This window comes from Rhizobium sp. ERR 942, assembly GCF_007828395.1.
GTDB lineage: Bacteria > Pseudomonadota > Alphaproteobacteria > Rhizobiales > Rhizobiaceae > Rhizobium > Rhizobium dioscoreae.
In genome coordinates this window covers 1-15,344 of record NZ_VIUA01000003.1, presented here as the reverse complement: position 1 = coordinate 15,344, position 15,344 = coordinate 1, and the positions used below count along the sequence as shown (strand labels likewise).

Annotated in this window: 17 protein-coding genes; 7 read left to right on the top strand and 10 right to left on the bottom strand. The window is 60.0% G+C overall.

The features are described from left to right. Window positions 1-5: 5 nt before the first annotated feature. The 6 genes from FBZ97_RS12640 to coxB form a co-directional block, all read right to left on the bottom strand. Window positions 6-884: a cytochrome c oxidase subunit 3 gene (locus FBZ97_RS12640; RefSeq protein WP_145320911.1), complete on the bottom strand. Its 879-nt coding sequence runs from the start codon at window positions 882-884 to the stop codon at window positions 6-8. 63 nt (window positions 885-947) lie between these two features. Then, complete coding sequence (locus tag FBZ97_RS12635; RefSeq protein ID WP_113331972.1) at window positions 948-1,559, bottom strand: cytochrome c oxidase assembly protein; 612 nt, start codon at window positions 1,557-1,559, stop codon at window positions 948-950. 9 nt (window positions 1,560-1,568) lie between these two features. After that, the gene (locus FBZ97_RS12630; protein WP_015339051.1) at window positions 1,569-1,709 is read right to left on the bottom strand and encodes a hypothetical protein; all 141 of its coding nucleotides are present in this window, start codon (window positions 1,707-1,709) and stop codon (window positions 1,569-1,571) included. Next, window positions 1,706-2,665: a heme o synthase gene (locus FBZ97_RS12625; protein ID WP_145320913.1), complete on the bottom strand. Its 960-nt coding sequence runs from the start codon at window positions 2,663-2,665 to the stop codon at window positions 1,706-1,708. The genes FBZ97_RS12630 and FBZ97_RS12625 overlap by 4 nt, the downstream gene beginning before the upstream one ends. 58 nt (window positions 2,666-2,723) lie before the next feature. Further along, window positions 2,724-4,418 (bottom strand): cytochrome c oxidase subunit I, encoded by a 1,695-nt coding sequence (ctaD, locus tag FBZ97_RS12620; RefSeq protein ID WP_113353906.1) that lies wholly within the window; start codon window positions 4,416-4,418, stop codon window positions 2,724-2,726. Window positions 4,419-4,431: 13 nt separating this feature from the next. Further along, on the bottom strand, window positions 4,432-5,322 hold the full coding sequence (coxB, locus tag FBZ97_RS12615; protein WP_145320915.1) for a cytochrome c oxidase subunit II: 891 nt from the start codon (window positions 5,320-5,322) through the stop codon (window positions 4,432-4,434). Window positions 5,323-5,659: 337 nt separating this feature from the next. Here coxB and FBZ97_RS12610 point away from each other — a divergent pair, with 337 nt between their 5' ends. Next, entirely contained in the window at window positions 5,660-6,283 is a 624-nt protein-coding gene (locus FBZ97_RS12610; protein WP_095436197.1) for an invasion associated locus B family protein, read from the top strand. A 63-nt stretch (window positions 6,284-6,346) separates the two neighbouring features. Next, entirely contained in the window at window positions 6,347-7,762 is a 1,416-nt protein-coding gene (gene tldD, locus FBZ97_RS12605) for a metalloprotease TldD (protein ID WP_145320917.1), read from the top strand. A 13-nt stretch (window positions 7,763-7,775) separates the two neighbouring features. Here the strand turns inward: tldD and FBZ97_RS12600 are convergent, their stop codons facing one another. Then, a complete protein-coding gene (locus FBZ97_RS12600; protein WP_113331988.1) occupies window positions 7,776-8,081 on the bottom strand; it encodes a pyrophosphatase in 306 nt (101 codons plus the stop codon). 108 nt (window positions 8,082-8,189) lie between these two features. Continuing rightward, a complete protein-coding gene (locus FBZ97_RS12595) occupies window positions 8,190-9,506 on the bottom strand; it encodes a D-alanyl-D-alanine carboxypeptidase family protein (RefSeq protein ID WP_145320919.1) in 1,317 nt (438 codons plus the stop codon). Window positions 9,507-9,733: 227 nt separating this feature from the next. Between FBZ97_RS12595 and FBZ97_RS12590 the strand changes: the two genes are divergently transcribed. After that, window positions 9,734-10,789, top strand: coding sequence for a polysaccharide deacetylase family protein (locus FBZ97_RS12590; RefSeq protein ID WP_145320921.1), 1,056 nt, complete (start codon window positions 9,734-9,736; stop codon window positions 10,787-10,789). Window positions 10,790-10,792: 3 nt separating this feature from the next. Here FBZ97_RS12590 and pdxH read toward each other — a convergent pair whose 3' ends face one another. Beyond that, window positions 10,793-11,413, bottom strand: coding sequence for a pyridoxamine 5'-phosphate oxidase (gene pdxH / locus FBZ97_RS12585; RefSeq protein ID WP_112605952.1), 621 nt, complete (start codon window positions 11,411-11,413; stop codon window positions 10,793-10,795). Window positions 11,414-11,537: 124 nt separating this feature from the next. Between pdxH and FBZ97_RS12580 the strand changes: the two genes are divergently transcribed. From FBZ97_RS12580 to FBZ97_RS12565, 4 genes are all read left to right on the top strand, one after another. Beyond that, on the top strand, window positions 11,538-11,936 hold the full coding sequence (locus tag FBZ97_RS12580) for an RT0821/Lpp0805 family surface protein (protein WP_229002100.1): 399 nt from the start codon (window positions 11,538-11,540) through the stop codon (window positions 11,934-11,936). A 312-nt stretch (window positions 11,937-12,248) separates the two neighbouring features. Further along, window positions 12,249-13,412, top strand: a complete 1,164-nt coding sequence (locus FBZ97_RS12575; RefSeq protein WP_145320923.1) for a DnaJ domain-containing protein — start codon at window positions 12,249-12,251, stop codon at window positions 13,410-13,412. A 122-nt stretch (window positions 13,413-13,534) separates the two neighbouring features. Next, the gene (fabI, locus tag FBZ97_RS12570) at window positions 13,535-14,353 is read left to right on the top strand and encodes an enoyl-ACP reductase FabI (protein WP_145320925.1); all 819 of its coding nucleotides are present in this window, start codon (window positions 13,535-13,537) and stop codon (window positions 14,351-14,353) included. 17 nt (window positions 14,354-14,370) lie between these two features. Continuing rightward, entirely contained in the window at window positions 14,371-14,967 is a 597-nt protein-coding gene (locus tag FBZ97_RS12565) for a histidine phosphatase family protein (protein WP_069613740.1), read from the top strand. A gap of 29 nt (window positions 14,968-14,996) precedes the next feature. On the opposite strand, the gene FBZ97_RS12560 is transcribed toward FBZ97_RS12565, so the two are convergent. After that, window positions 14,997-15,344, bottom strand: a 348-nt coding sequence (locus FBZ97_RS12560) for a transposase (RefSeq protein WP_145320926.1), incomplete at its 5' end; no start/stop codon positions are given.

The window sequence follows — 15,344 nt, the reverse complement described above, 5'->3', positions numbered from 1 at the left end:
ACCGATCAGCCCGCCGCAAGCGGTGCGCCCCAGCTGCCCCAGACATAGATGCAGAAGAACAGAAACAGCCAGACGACGTCGACGAAATGCCAGTACCAGGCGGCCGCTTCGAAGCCGAAATGCTGCTTGGGCGTGAAGTCACCCCTGATGGCGCGAACGAGGCAGACCAGCAGGAAGATCGTGCCGACCAGAACGTGGAAGCCGTGGAAGCCGGTCGCCATGAAGAAGGTGGCGCCATAGATTGAGTTTCTGAACTCGAACGGCGCATGGGCATATTCATAGGCCTGGACGCAGGAGAACAAAGCGCCGAGCAGAACGGTGAGCGTCAGGCCCTGGATCAGGCCCTTCCGGTCGCCATGCAGCAACGCATGGTGAGCCCAGGTGACGGTCGTGCCCGACAGCAGCAGGATGATGGTGTTGTAGATCGGCAGGTGCCAGGGGTCGAGAACCTCAACGCCTTTCGGCGGGAACTGGCCGCCAAGGAAGGCCGTGCGCGACGCCTGGATCGCCTCGTTCGGGAACAGGCTGACATCGAAATAGGCCCAGAACCAGGCGACGAAGAACATCACTTCGGAAGCGATGAACATGATCATGCCGTAGCGCAGATGCAGCGACACGACGCGGGTATGCGCGCCCTCATGCGCCTCCTTGATCGTGTCGGCCCACCAGCCGTACATGACGTAGAGGATCACGGCGAGGCCGATGAAGAACAGCCAGGGCTGCGCGAAATTGATCCCGAACAGATGCACCGCGCCGCCATTCAGGTAGCGCATGAAGCAGACGCCGCCGAAGGTGATCACGAAGGCCCCAAGGGCCGCAATGATCGGCCACGGGCTGGGATCGATAATGTGATAATCGTGTTTTCTCTGATGCGCCTCGGCCATATCAGCAATCCCCGAATAACTTTTTCCCATATTGCTTCCGGTCAAACCGAGAAGCACTCTCCATCAAAGTTTCTTTTCCACCGGCTTCGTACTGCCGTCATTGGAAGCCACGGGCTTTACGCCTTCCCGTGGGTAATAGGTATAGGACAGTGTCAGCGCATTGATCGTCTTGGTTTCCACAGCCTTGGTGATCTCAGGATCGACATAGAAAACCACCGACATCTCGCGCTTTTCGCCGGGCGCAAGATCCGTCTCGTTGAAACAGAAACACTGGACCTTGTTGAAATAGACCCCGGCTTCCAGCGGCGTGACATTGAAGATCGCCTGGCCGCGCTCCATCTTGTCCGACTTGTTTTCGATCTGGAACTTGACCTCGACCGTCTCGCCGATCTTCGGGTTCACCGACTTCTGCAGCGGCTTGAAATCCCACGGCAGGCCCGGCGCGACATTGGCGTCGAACGAAACCTGGATCTGCTTGTCGAGGATGACGTTCGAGACCTGCTCCACGCGCTGCGTCGTGCCGTTATAGCCCGTCACCTGGCAGAACATGCGATAGAGCGGCACGGCAGCGGCGCACATGGCGCTCATGCCGACGACGAAGCTCAGGCACATGGCAACGATCATGCCGTTGTTACGGCCGCCGCTTCTCGTGCTCTTTGTGACCTCCCCCTCCATGACGCCTCCTCAAACGTGTCCGGAACCGACTTTGATGATGGTGATTGCGTAAAACAGCACCACCAGACCGGCAAGCACCAGCCCGAGCGCGATATTGCGCCCTCGCCGCGATTTCTTCTGCGCCTCGGTCAGCTTGACGAGTTCGATCATAGCCAGCCTCCGGCACCGCCCGACATCAGCACAGCAACGAGCCGGTCGATCAGCAGCGCGGAAAAGATCGCGAAAAGATAGAAAATGGAGAAGCCGAAGAGCTTCTTTGCCGGCACCATCTTCATGTCGCCATCGACCATGCGCCAGACGGCGATGGAACAGTGCACGAAGATCACGCCGAGGATCGCGGCAACAACGCCATAGCCAAGGCTCGCAAAGCCCATGAAGGCCGGCACGACGCCGACGATCGCGGTCAACACCGCATAGACAACGATCTGATTCTTGGTTGTCTGGATGCCTGAGACATTCGGCAGCATCGGCACGTCGACGGCCTCGTAATCACCCATCTTGAAGAGCGCCAACGCCCAGAAATGGGCCGGCGTCCAAAGGAAAATGATGAGGAAGAGCACGATGCTCTCGACCGGCACGCTGCCGGTGACGCAGGCCCAGCCGATCACGGGCGGGAAAGCGCCGGCTGCGCCGCCGATGACGATGTTTTGCGGCGTCGAGCGCTTCAGCCACATCGTGTAGACGACGGCATAGAAGAAAATGGTGAAGGCAAGAATGCCGGCGGAAAGCCAATTGACCGCAAGACCGAGGATCGTCACCGAGAAGCCTGACAGCACCAGGCCGAAGGCCAGGGCTTCCGACGGATTGATACGGCCTGAAGGTATCGGCCGGCTCTTGGTGCGGGTCATGACGACATCGATATCGGCGTCGTACCACATATTCAAAGCACCGGATGCACCGGCACCGACCGCAATGCAGAGGATAGCAATGAAGCCGAGAACGGGGTTGATATGACCGGGGGCCAGCACCAGGCCGGTGAAGGCAGTGAAGACGACCAGCGACATCACGCGCGGCTTCAGAAGCTCGAAATAATCGCGCGCACCCGCTTCCGACAGGCCGGTTTCGCCTTGCTTTGCGAGCGCTTCGTGATTGTCGATGACCGTCATTCTCTCTTCCAATTATCCGTTGAGCCGGACGCCGCTGATCACGGCGTCCGGAAATGAGCTACTTGATGCGCGGCAGCTCTTCCCACTGGTGGTGCGGCGGCGGCGACGACAGCTGCCATTCCAGCGTGGTCGCACCATCGCCCCACGGATTATCGCCTGCGACGCGCTTCTTTACGAAGGCATCTATAACGCCCCAGAAGAAGAAGCAAAGGCCTACGGCTGCGACATAGGAGCCGATGGAGGATACGAAGTTCCAGCCGGCATAGGCATCCGGATAGTCGATATAGCGGCGCGGCATGCCCGCACGGCCCAGGAAGTGCTGCGGGAAGAACACCATGTTGACACCGATGAAGGTGATCCAGAAGTGCCAGTTGCCGATCCGCTCATTGTACATGTAGCCGGTCATCTTCGGGAACCAGTAGTACCAGGCGGCGAAGATGGCAAAGACGGCGCCGAGCGACAGAACGTAGTGGAAGTGAGCCACCACGTAATAGGTCGCATGCAGTTCGCGGTCGAGGCCGGCATTGGCGAGCTGGACGCCAGTGACGCCGCCGAGCGTGAACAGGAAGATGAAGCCGAGCGCCCAGATCATCGGCGTGCGGAACTGGATCGAACCGCCCCACATGGTCGCGATCCACGAGAAGACCTTCACGCCTGTCGGAACCGCGATGACCATCGTCGCGAAGACGAAGTAGCGCTGGGTGTCGAGCGAGAGGCCGGTCACGTACATGTGGTGGGCCCAGACGACGAAGCCGACGGCGCCGATCGCGACCATGGCGTAGGCCATGCCGAGATAGCCGAAGATCGGCTTGCGCGAGAAGGTCGAGATGATGTGGCTGATCATGCCGAAACCGGGCAGGATCAGGATGTAGACTTCCGGATGGCCGAAGAACCAGAAGAGGTGCTGATAGAGCAGCGGGTCGCCGCCGCCTTCCGGCGCGAAGAAGGTCGTGCCGAAGTTGCGGTCCGTCAGAACCATGGTGATGGCGCCGGCCAGAACAGGGAGCGACAGCAGCAGCAGGAAGGCGGTGATCAGAACCGACCAGGCAAACAGCGGCATCTTGTGCAGCGTCATGCCGGGAGCGCGCATGTTCAGGATCGTGGTGATGAAGTTGATCGCACCAAGAATCGATGAGGCACCGGCAATGTGCAGCGCGAAGATGACCAGATCGATCGCCGGGCCGGGATGGCCGACCGTGCCGGACAAGGGCACATACATCGTCCAGCCACCGCCTGCGCCGTAGGCGCCTGCCGGGCCTTCGACGAACATCGAGAGGATGAGCAGCAGGAAGGCCGGAACGAGCAGCCAGAACGAAATGTTGTTCAGGCGCGGGAACGCCATATCGGGCGCGCCGATCATGATCGGCACCATCCAGTTGGCAAAGCCGCCGATCATCGCCGGCATGACCATGAAGAAGATCATGATCAGCGCGTGGGCGGTGACGAAGACGTTGTACATCTGCTTGCCGCCATCAATGGCAGCATCGCCCGAAAAGCCGTAGACCATCGACGCCAGACCGCTGAAGATCTGGATGCCGGGCTCCTGCAATTCCATGCGAATGGCAACGGAGAGGAGGAAGCCGATCACACCCGCGAAGATCGCGAAGATCAGATAGAGCGTGCCGATGTCCTTGTGATTCGTCGAAAACAGCCAACGTTCGGCGAAGGTCTGCTTGTGTGCGTGATGATCGTCATGCGCGTGAGCGTCGTGAAGCTCATTCGAGTGATCGTCGTGTGCCTTGGATCCAGCCATTGTTCCTACCCTCTTACTTCGCCGTGTTTTCCGCGACCTTGACGGTCGTCGGCTGATCGACGGCGGCCATCAGAGCCTTGTTCGCCTTGCCGACGTCGGTTGCAGCAGCGGCAAGCCACTGCTTGTACTGATCATCGGAGACGACGCGGATGGCGATCGGCATGAAAGAGTGATCCTTGCCGCAGAGCTCGGAACACTGTCCATAATACAGGCCTTCGCGGTCGGCATTGAACCAGGTTTCGTTCAGACGGCCCGGAATGGCATCGATCCTGATGCCGAAGGCGGGCATGGCGAAGGAATGGATGACGTCGGCCGGTGCGGCGGTGACAAGAAGGCGAACGTTCTTGCCGACAGGCACGACCATTTCATTGTCGACAGCAAGCAGCCGCGGATATTTCGACTTGTCGTCCTTGCCGGCGGCGGTGCGATCCTGCTCCTTCAGCATGAAGGAATCGAAGGCAACAGGCGTCGCGCCGCTGCCCTCATATTCATAATTCCACTGCCATTGCGTCGCTGTCGCCTTGACGGTGACATCCGTCTTCTCCGGGAAGGTCAGCTGATCGGTCAGTAGATTGAAGGAGGGAATGGCCAGGAAGAGAAGAATGAGGACCGGTCCGATGGTCCAGATGACTTCGATCAGCGTGTTGTGACTCGTCTTCGACGGAACCGGGTTCTTGGAGGCCCGGAACTTGACCATGACCACCACCAGGAGGGCCAGAACAAGCAGCGTGATCGGAATGATAAACCAAAGCGTGTATGCCTCAAACCAGCGGATTTGATGCATGTTGCCGGTTGCCGCCTGCTGCATACCGGTTTCCCAAGGTCTCGGCTGATCGGCGTAGCTACCTGTCGCAAAAAGCAGACAGATCATAGCTGCCAGAGCCGCGTAAGCTCTCTTAATCACGATGTCTCTCCCTCCAGCGTTTGATCCCAGATCTTCCTCAAACGCAGTATCCCTACAATCCATTGCGCTTCAAACCACAGTTTGGGGTACTCCGCAACAACTCAAGACATTTGTTAGTGCGGCATTTTTGCGCGAATATCCCCCCATGCTTGTCCCGGACATGGCAAGCATTTCATCATCATACGAAAAATTGCATCGCGGTCCATGGCGCCGCCGGGACAAAATGGAGTAGACGTCGTATTTCCGCCGTAGTCGGTTGGAATCCAGCAGCCGGGGCTTTTCATTTGCCGGCCTGGGCTTCAACAATAGCGGCACTGATTCGAATCTAGAGGTTTCCATGGGTTTTCGTTCCCTCGCCCGGCTTTTGCTTGTTACCGGCAGCGTCGCTGCCGCAGTTGCCGCACCCGCATGGGCGCAACAGGCACAGCAGACTCAGCCGCCGGCGCAGCAGACCCAGCAGTTGCAGCCGGACCAGCCGGGCCAACAGCAGCCGCATACGCAGCAGGTGCCAACGAGCCAGGTTCCGCAACCGCCGGGTACGGTTCGCTCCAGCCATGGCGCATGGTCCGTCGTCTGCGACAAGCCGGCAGGCGCGGCAACCGAGCAATGCGCGCTGATGCAGAACGTGATTGCGGAGGATCGTCCCGAAATCGGTTTGTCCGTCGTCGTGCTGAAGACGGCTGACCGCAAATCCAAGATCCTGCGCGTGCTGGCGCCGCTCGGCGTGCTGCTGCCCAACGGTCTCGGCCTCAATATCGATGGTAAGGATATCGGCCGCGCCTATTTCGTGCGCTGCTTCTCCGACGGCTGCTACGCCGAAGTCGTGCTGGAGGATCAATTGCTGAAGACGCTGCGCAGCGGCGCCACGGCAACTTTCATCGTCTTCCAGTCACCGGAAGAAGGGATCGGCATCCCTGTGGACTTGAAGGGCTTCGCGGACGGCTACGACGCCCTTCCCTGACCGGATGGGCTTGCTCTTGCGCGGTGCGAAGCCTACATCGGCTCTGAACGGAGCACCTGACCCATGAATACCGATCTCCTTACCCTTTTCGATGCCGATGAAGCCAAGCTGCGCGGCATCGTGGCCGAGGCGCTGTCCGGCGCCGACGACGGCGAACTCTTCGTCGAGCATGTCCAGGCGGAATCGCTGACCTTCGACAATGGCCGTATGAAGGGCGGCAGCTTCAACACCGAGCAGGGCTTCGGCCTTCGCGCCGTTGCCGGCGAAGCGGTGGGCTATGCCCATGCGGGCGACCTGTCCGAAGCCGCCCTGAAGCGCGCCGCCGATGCGGTACGTGCGGTGACATCGGGCTATGCCGGCTCCTATGCAGCAGCGCCACAGCGTACCAACAAGGTGCTCTATGGCGACGAGAACCCGATCGGCACGCCGAGCTTCGAGGAAAAGGCAAAGCTCCTGCAGCGGATCGACAGCTATCTGCGCGACAAGAACGACAAGGTGCGCCAGGTGACGGCATCCATCGCCGCAAGCTGGCAGGTGGTCGACATTTTGCGCGCCGACGGTCATCGCGTCCGCGATGTCAGGCCGATGACGCGCGTCAATATCTCTGTCATCGTGGGTGACGGCGACCGGCAGGAATCCGGCTCCTTCGGCACGGGCGGCCGCATCGGCTTCGGCGATTTCGTCACAGAAGACAATTGGCATTACGGCGCCGACGAGGCGCTTCGCCAGGCGCTCGTCAATCTCGAGGCAATCGAGGCACCCGCCGGCACGATGGATGTCGTGCTCGGCTCCGGCTGGCCGGGCGTCATGCTGCACGAAGCCGTCGGACACGGGCTGGAAGGCGATTTCAACCGCAAGAAGACATCGGCTTTCGCGGGGCTGCTCGGCCAGATGGTCGCCGCTCCCGGCGTTACCGTCGTCGATGACGGCACGATCGAGAACCGCCGTGGTTCGATCACCGTCGACGACGAAGGCACGCCTTCGGCCTACAACGTGCTGATCGAAAACGGCAAACTGGTCGGCTATATGCAGGACCGACAGAATGCCCGGCTGATGGGCATGAAGGCGACCGGCAACGGCCGCCGCCAGGGCTATGCCCATACGCCGATGCCGCGCATGACCAACACCTATATGCTTGGCGGCGACAAGACGCCGGACGAAATCATCGCTTCGGTGAAGAAGGGCATCTACGCCGTTTCCTTCGGCGGCGGTCAGGTGGATATCACCTCAGGCAAATTCGTCTTCGGCTGCACCGAAGCCTACCTCATCGAGGATGGCAAGGTCGGCGCTCCTATCAAGGGAGCCATGCTGATCGGCAACGGGCCGGATGCGATGAAGCGCGTTTCGATGATCGGCAACGACATGAAACTCGATACCGGCATCGGCAATTGCGGCAAAGCCGGCCAATGGGTTCCCGTCGGCGTCGGTCAGCCGCATCTGCGCATGGACCAGATCACGGTGGGCGGCACCAAGGCTTAACCGCCCCGGCCTGCTACGCCTGAGGGCGAAAGAGCCACTTGCGCTCGACGGCAGCCGGCAGATCGAGGCCGTTGCGATGCGCGAATAGAAGAATATGGCCGAGCACATCGGCCGTTTCATCGGCAAGCGCCGTCGCAAGATCCGCGTCGCTCATGCCCTTGCGCCGCCCGCGGCCGGTGACCTTGTTCCAGATCTGGACCAACTCGCCCATTTCTTCCTGGAGTTTCAACACGAACCAGTCGTCGTCGCGCTCCATGCCGTTGTCGGCGGCGTAGCGTGCCGAAGCCGTTTCGAATTGCTCCATCAGATCTTTCAGCATCGAAATCGTTCCCTTTATGTTCCATTCATCAATGAACGATTCCCGCAAAAAAGTCGAGCCGGCGGAGATTTGCTCCGCCGGCTCGCTTCTATCCAATCAAGATTATGTTCAGCCCTTGCTCGGCAGGAGCATGCAATCGAAGTCCTTGCGCTTCAGAGCGGAGCAGGCCGAACTTGCATCGTCGCGGCTTGCAAAGCCGGTGAAGCGGGCGCGATAGACCGTGCTGGCGCCCTTGCCGACGGCTTCGGTATAGGGCGAGGCATTGGCGAGCGCATTGCCGGCCTTGGACTTCGCTTCCGAGAGCAAATCCTTGGCAGCCTGAGCGGTTGGCGTCGCCGCGATCTGCACCTGCCAGCTTCCGGATACCATCGGCTTGCTGGCGGCTGCCGCCTGCTTGTTGTCGACGAGGATCTCGTCCATCGCAGCCGGGCGATCCATCGGCACGGTGACGTTCGAGGCGGCGGCGAATGCCATTGGGACAACCTCGGTACGCTTGCGCGCCGGCGCAGGTGTCGTCGTGGCAGTGGTTTGGGCATCGACATCGACGGCAACATCGTCCGATGCAGACGCCACTTCAACCTGCTTCTCCATCTTGCCGCCGACGCTCGCCATGAGACGCGATGTCACGACGGAGGCTGCCTTGGGCACATAGCGGTCCAGCAGCGACGCCATCATCGCGTCGCGACCGCGCGCCGTGGCGCCGCCCATGACGACGCCGATCACGCGACGATTGCCCTGACGCACGGCGCTGACGAGGTTGAAGCCGGAGGCATTCGTATAGCCGGTCTTGATACCGTCCATGCCCTCATAGCGATACATCAGGTTGTTATGGCCGCGCACGTAGTGGCCGCGGTAGTTGAAGCTCGTCTGCGAGAAGAGCCGGTACTCCTGGGGATAGTTGTTGATGAGCGCGACGGCGAGCGTCGACATATCTCGCGCCGTCGTCCACTGCTGCATGTTCGGAAGACCGGATGCATTCAGGAAGGTGGTGCGGCGCATGCCGAGTTCGCGTGCTTTCTGCGTCATCATCCGCGCAAAACCGCTCTCGCTGCCGCCGAGCGCTTCCGCCATGGCGGTTGCGGCATCGTTGGCGGACTTGATGATCATGCCATCGACGGCTTCGCGGACAGTCACCGTACCGCCGGGCTTGAGGCCCAGCTTGGTTGGCGGCTTGGCGGCGGCGAAACGCGAAACCGGGATCCGGGTATTCCAGCTCAGCTTGCCGCGATGGATCGCCTCGAAGGTCATGTATAGGGTCATCATCTTGGTCAGCGATGCCGGATGGTTGAGGTCATCCGCATTGCTCGATGCCAGCACTTTGCCGGTCTTCGCATCCATGATGAAATAGGCGCTGCCGGCGAAGCTCGCTACAGGAGCGCTCAACAGCAAGACGGCCACAGACAAAGCCATCAGAAGTCGTTTCATAATTGTCCCCAACCGAAAGAATGCCAACACACCGCATCAATCCCTGTATGATTTTGCGACAAAAAGCCTGATACCGGTGCGATATTGAGGCAACAGCCTCGATAGTTCTTCAATTTTGCCTTTCCTGGTAAAATAAGCATTAACGCATTGGAAATTATGACGAAGATTCAGTAAGGTTTAACGGGGATGCGCTACAGCGTTGACATTGGTCAACCGGGTCGAGCCGCATGGAACAGGGCATCAAGGTCCGCCTCAAGCGCACGATGATCTCAAGCGGGCTTGAGGCTGCCGCGCTTTTGAAGGGTGCGGGACTGATGCGCGATGTTGCCGGCCTCGGCACGATCTTCACCCTTCATCACGTCCGCCCTGCCCTTCCCTGCCGTTTTGCGCCCAATGCGCATCTGGAGGTCTCACCCGATTTTCTCGATCGCGCCATCGCTCGGCTCAAGCAAGACGGTTACAAGTTCATTGCACTCGACGCTCTTCCATCCCGGGCAAAAGAGGCCGGCAAGCCGCCCTTCGTCGCCGTGACGCTCGACGACGGCAATCGGGACAATCTTGAACACGCCCTGCCAATCTTCGCACGCCACGATGTGCCCTTCACAATCTTCGTTACCCAGGGGCTTTCAGAGCGGAGCCATACTTTATGGTGGGAGACGCTGGGCGAACTGCTTGGCCGGCTTGATCGCCTGACATTCGATTTCGGGTCGGGAGAAGAGTTTCTGCCGCTCGGCAAAGACAGCAAGAAGCATGCCGCATTTGCCCGCTTCGCCGCCTTTGTCCACAGTCATGAGGAAAGTGAAGCTGTCGGCCGGATCGATGAGCTTGCCCGGCGTCATGGTCTGGAACCGCTCGATATCGTCCGTGCATCTATCATGGATCGGGATGAATTGCGGCAGCTCGCCCGCCATCCCCTTGCCTCGCTCGGCGCCCATACGGTGAGCCATCGGGCCTTGGCAAGGCTCCCCGAAGCGGAGGCTGTCGCGGAGATGGCGCTTTCGGCCGATTATGTCGCCGACATCACCGGAAAGCGGCCAACCACGATCGCCTACCCCTATGGCACGAACGAGGCAGTCTCGGCGCGCGAGGGACGGCTTGCGGCTGAACTCGGCTTCTCCGTCGGCGTCACCACCCGCCCCGGCACGATCACGACAGCAAACGGCAACTCGCCACTATTGCTGCCGCGGCTATCGCTGAACGGCCATTACCAGAAGCCCCGCTATGCGTCGGCGCTTGCATCCGGCATCCCCATGCGGCTGATGGGGCGCCGGGAAACAGCATAGGATTTACGGATACATCCGCACCTTTTGCCAGGCACCCTCCGGTACATCACGGCGAAATTCGATGCGATCGTGCAGGCGGAATTGGCGATCGTGCCAGAATTCAATCGACAGCGGCCGGATGCGGAAGCCGGACCAGTAAGGCGGGCGCGGAATATCGCCGATCGCGTAACGGGCGGTATATTCGGCGACGGCCTTTTCCAGCGCGAAGCGGCCTTCCAGTGGTCGCGACTGCTTTGAGGCCCAAGCACCGATGCGGCTGCCGCGAGGCCTTGTCTTATAATATTCGTCGGCTTCCTTATCGCTCACCACTTCAACCAGGCCACGCAGGCGCACCTGGCGACGCAACGACTTCCAGTGGAAGCACATGGCCGCTTTCTTCTGGGAAAGAATTTCTTGGCCTTTCTGGCTCTCGAAATTTGTATAGAATACGAATCCGTCGCTATCGAAACCTTTCAGAAGAACCATGCGGACATTTGGCAGGCCATCCTTATCCACCGTTGCCAGCGCTACCGCATTCGGATCGTTCGGTTCGGTGGTCTCCGCCTCACGCAGCCAGGACGCAAAGAGACTGAAAGGTTCATTCTGCTCGGTGAAGTCACCGCTTGTTAACTCGTTTTCCGACATATTAATTCAAAAGCTCCGCAATTCCTAATAACCGCCGGCCCCTCTGGCTGGCCAAGAAGTTCGGGTGGAAGTCATAGCAAAGTCGATCGTTCATACAAAGCGCAAGCTTGCAAAAGGCGTGACGATGGCTGTCGCCCTAGTCTCCCTTTTCACCCTTGGCGGCTGCGTCGGCGGCGGCATGGACTATCTGAGCTCGGCCAAAGTGGATCGCAGCGTATCGACGGGCACCGTGCCGACGGCCCCCGTAACGACGGACAGCATCTCCGACGAGACCACGGTGCGCAATGCCGTTACCTCGGCGGATCTCCACAAACTCAACGGCCAGCCCATACCCTGGGCAAACACCTCAACCGGCAGTGCCGGTGTCATCGACACGATTGTCGAAAGCAATGCGTCCGGCGTGGTCTGCCGCCAATTCCGCACCAGCCGGCACTCTTATCAGGGCGTTGCCAATTTCTCGGGCAGGACTTGCCTTGTCGGCCTTGGCGAATGGCAGTTGCTCAGCTTCCAGCAGGCGGGCTGAGCGCCTTTCTCCCTTTTCGTCCCGCCCTCAAATCAGTTCACGCTGATAGGCATTCTATTATCATCGGCGATCCGGCTCCGACTGCAAATCCCAAGCATCGGCCGTTAGCGATCGGCTAACCATGCCTTGAAATGCAGGCCTTCAGGTTCCATCCGCCGTAACGCCTGATTAGCAACTTTTCCCGCAGGATCGGCTCATCGGCGCATCAGCCTTGCCTCCCATGACAGGAAGCAGGATGGCGAAGCGCTAACTGGTTCTTTGCGTGGGGTGCTGCGATGGGGCTCGGCACACCCATGAATGATGGCGGGAAAGATGCGCGATCCGTATAAGGTGCTAGGCGTTCGGAGAGATGCGGGGGCGGAGGAAATCAAATCCGCCTGGCGCAGTCTGGCGAAGACCGCCCATCCCGATCACAATCTGGGCGATCCGACCGCGTCGGAACGGTTTGCCGAAATTGGCCGGGCTTACGAGACGCTGAAGGATCCGCAAAAGCGCAGCCGCTACGACCAGATCGCACGTATGGCCGAGGCAAAGGGTCAGAGCCAGGAACAGACGATCATGCAGCAGCGGCAGGCGGCTCGCGAGGCTGCCGAGCGGGCCAAGGCCGCGCGCGCCAATGCCGACAAGATCATGGAAGAGCTCGCGCGGGCCAACGCCCGCAAAGCAGCAGCCTCCGCTGCATCCAGCCAACAGGGCAAAGCCACCGAATCTCCGGAAGACATGGTCGAACGCATTTTCGGAGTGAAGACCGGCCAGGCGCAGCAGGCACAGGCCACGGCGGCAACAGGCGTAAAGCAGGCGGAAAAGCCGCAGGAGCAACCCGATACCGCGGCACCGGAAGAGCCGCAGGTGGAAGAGGAGCAGCTTGCCACGGTTTCAGCAGCTGCCGGCTCGCGCTCCGCCTTCGGCATCCTCGGCTCTCTGGTACGACGCATCACGGGCGGCAGTGCGCCCGAAAAGCCGCCGGAGAAAACCCCGGAGGTCGCCGCCGAAGCTACGGTAACGCTCGACGACATGCTGAAGAGCCGCTGGATTGCCGTTCCGCTGCCCGACAACCGGGAGGCGCGCTTCCAGGCGACGACTGATATTTCCAATGGCCAGGTGCTTCACCTCAAGGGCCAGGGACTGAAACTGCAGGGCATGTTGCGCGGCGATGTCGCCGTCACCGTTCACCTATCGACCGACGGACGCTTCACACTCGACGGCAGCAATGTGCGTACAATATTACCCATTACGATAGAGAATGCCGTTCTCGGTTGCGAAACCACGGTCGAGGGATTGAACGGACCGGTCAGGATCACGGTGCCGGCCTGGTCCGGTTCGGATCAGGTCGTGCGCATTTCCGGCGAGGGATTGCCCGACGGCAATGGCGGAAAAGGCGATCTCATCGTTGAATTGCGGCTGATGCTGTGGGAAAAACCCGACGATAAGGTCACGGATCTCATGCGCAGCATGCGCGAGGGGCTTTTCCTGTGAAATTTTGGTGACAACAGCACCCTTTGTTACGATCCCTAACAGTTGATGATCTTTACGATGCTTGAACAGGGGAACGGCCTATGCCATAGGCAGGGTCATTCGAAAGTTCAAGGGAGCAGAATATGGCTCAATCCACTGGCCTCATGGCAGGCAAACGCGGCGTCATCCTCGGCGTAGCAAACAACCGTTCGATAGCGTGGGGTATTGCCAAGGCCTGTTCGGATGCCGGAGCCGAAATCGCATTGACGTGGCAGGGCGATGCCCTGAAGAAGCGCGTCGAGCCGCTTGCTCAGGAACTCGGCGCATTTATGGCTGGCCATTGCGACGTAACCGAGCCGGCAACGATCGATGTCGTTATGGACACGCTTGAGGCGAAATGGGGCAAGATCGATTTCGTCGTGCATGCCATCGCGTTTTCCGACAAGGACGAGCTGACCGGCCGTTACCTCGATACCAGCCGCGACAACTTCACGAAGACGATGGATATCTCCGTCTATTCCTTCACGGCGGTTGCACAGCGCGCCGAGCGAATCATGAATGACGGCGGCTCGATGATCACTCTCACCTATTACGGTGCGGAAAAGGTCATGCCGCACTACAACGTCATGGGTGTCGCGAAGGCTGCTTTGGAAGCCAGCGTGCGCTACCTCGCAGTCGACCTCGGCAGCCGCGGTATTCGCGTCAACGCGATCTCGGCAGGCCCGATCAAGACGCTCGCTGCGTCCGGTATCGGCGACTTCCGCTACATCCTGAAGTGGAATGAGTACAACGCGCCGCTGAAGCGGACTGTCACGATCGACGAAGTCGGCAATTCCGCCCTCTATCTGCTGTCCGATCTGTCGACGGCCGTGACCGGCGAAATCCATCACGTCGATTCGGGCTATCATACGGTCGGCATGAAGGCCGTGGACGCGCCCGACATTTCCGTCGCGAAGGACTGACCAACAGGAAGCTGACCGTGTCGCCCATCCTCTATGTGATACGTCACGGTCAGACCGACTGGAATGCCGAGCGTCGCCTGCAGGGGCAGAAAGACATCGATCTCAACGCCATCGGCCGCGAACAGGCGCGGCAGAACGGCATCGATCTCGCCGAAATCCTCGCATTCGAAAACCGGCCCTTCGATTTCGTCGCCAGCCCCTTGCGGCGCACGCGCGAAACCATGGAAATCGCCAGAGATGCCATGGGCCTGCCGCCCAAGGACTATGCGACCGACGACAGGCTCGTCGAACTGTCCTTCGGAGCCTGGGAAGGCTTTACACTCAAGGAATTGAAGGCAACAGCGCCCGACCGGCTCGCGGAGCGCAAGGCGAATAAATGGGACTTCATCCCGCCTGGCGAAGATGCCGAAAGCTATGAAATCCTCTCCTGGCGCGTCGGCTCATGGCTGGCATCCGTCGACCGCCCGACGGTCTGCGTCACGCATGGCGGCGTCATCCGTACGCTGTTCCGTCTGATCGGCGATGTCGAAAAGGAAGAGGCGGCGGAAATCCCGATCCATCAGGACCAGATCCTGAAGGTCGATCCGCAGATGAAGATCATCGGTTGGATGTAGACGGTTCCCGATTAAAGTATCCGTTTCAATCAAGCGGGTTTTGGTGTCCATTTTTGCTGTTTTCGCAGGAGTGCGTTTGCAAGGACAACGAGCTTTCGCATGATAGCGGTGATGGCGACTTTGGGCGGTTTCCCAGCTTTTCTGAGCGTGTCGTATTTGGCCTTGAGATCAGGATTGAAGCGAGTGGCGACAAGGGCCGGCATGTAAAGAGCCTGCCGGACGATGGCGCGGCCACCAACGATGAAGGCGCGGCCGGTCCACACTCCGGACTGCCTGTCGCTCGGCGCGAGGCCCGCAAGCTTGCCGGCTGCCTTCTCATCGAGTTTCCCCAGTTCCGGCATTTCGATGAGAAGGGTAAAGGCTGTGATCTTCGACAG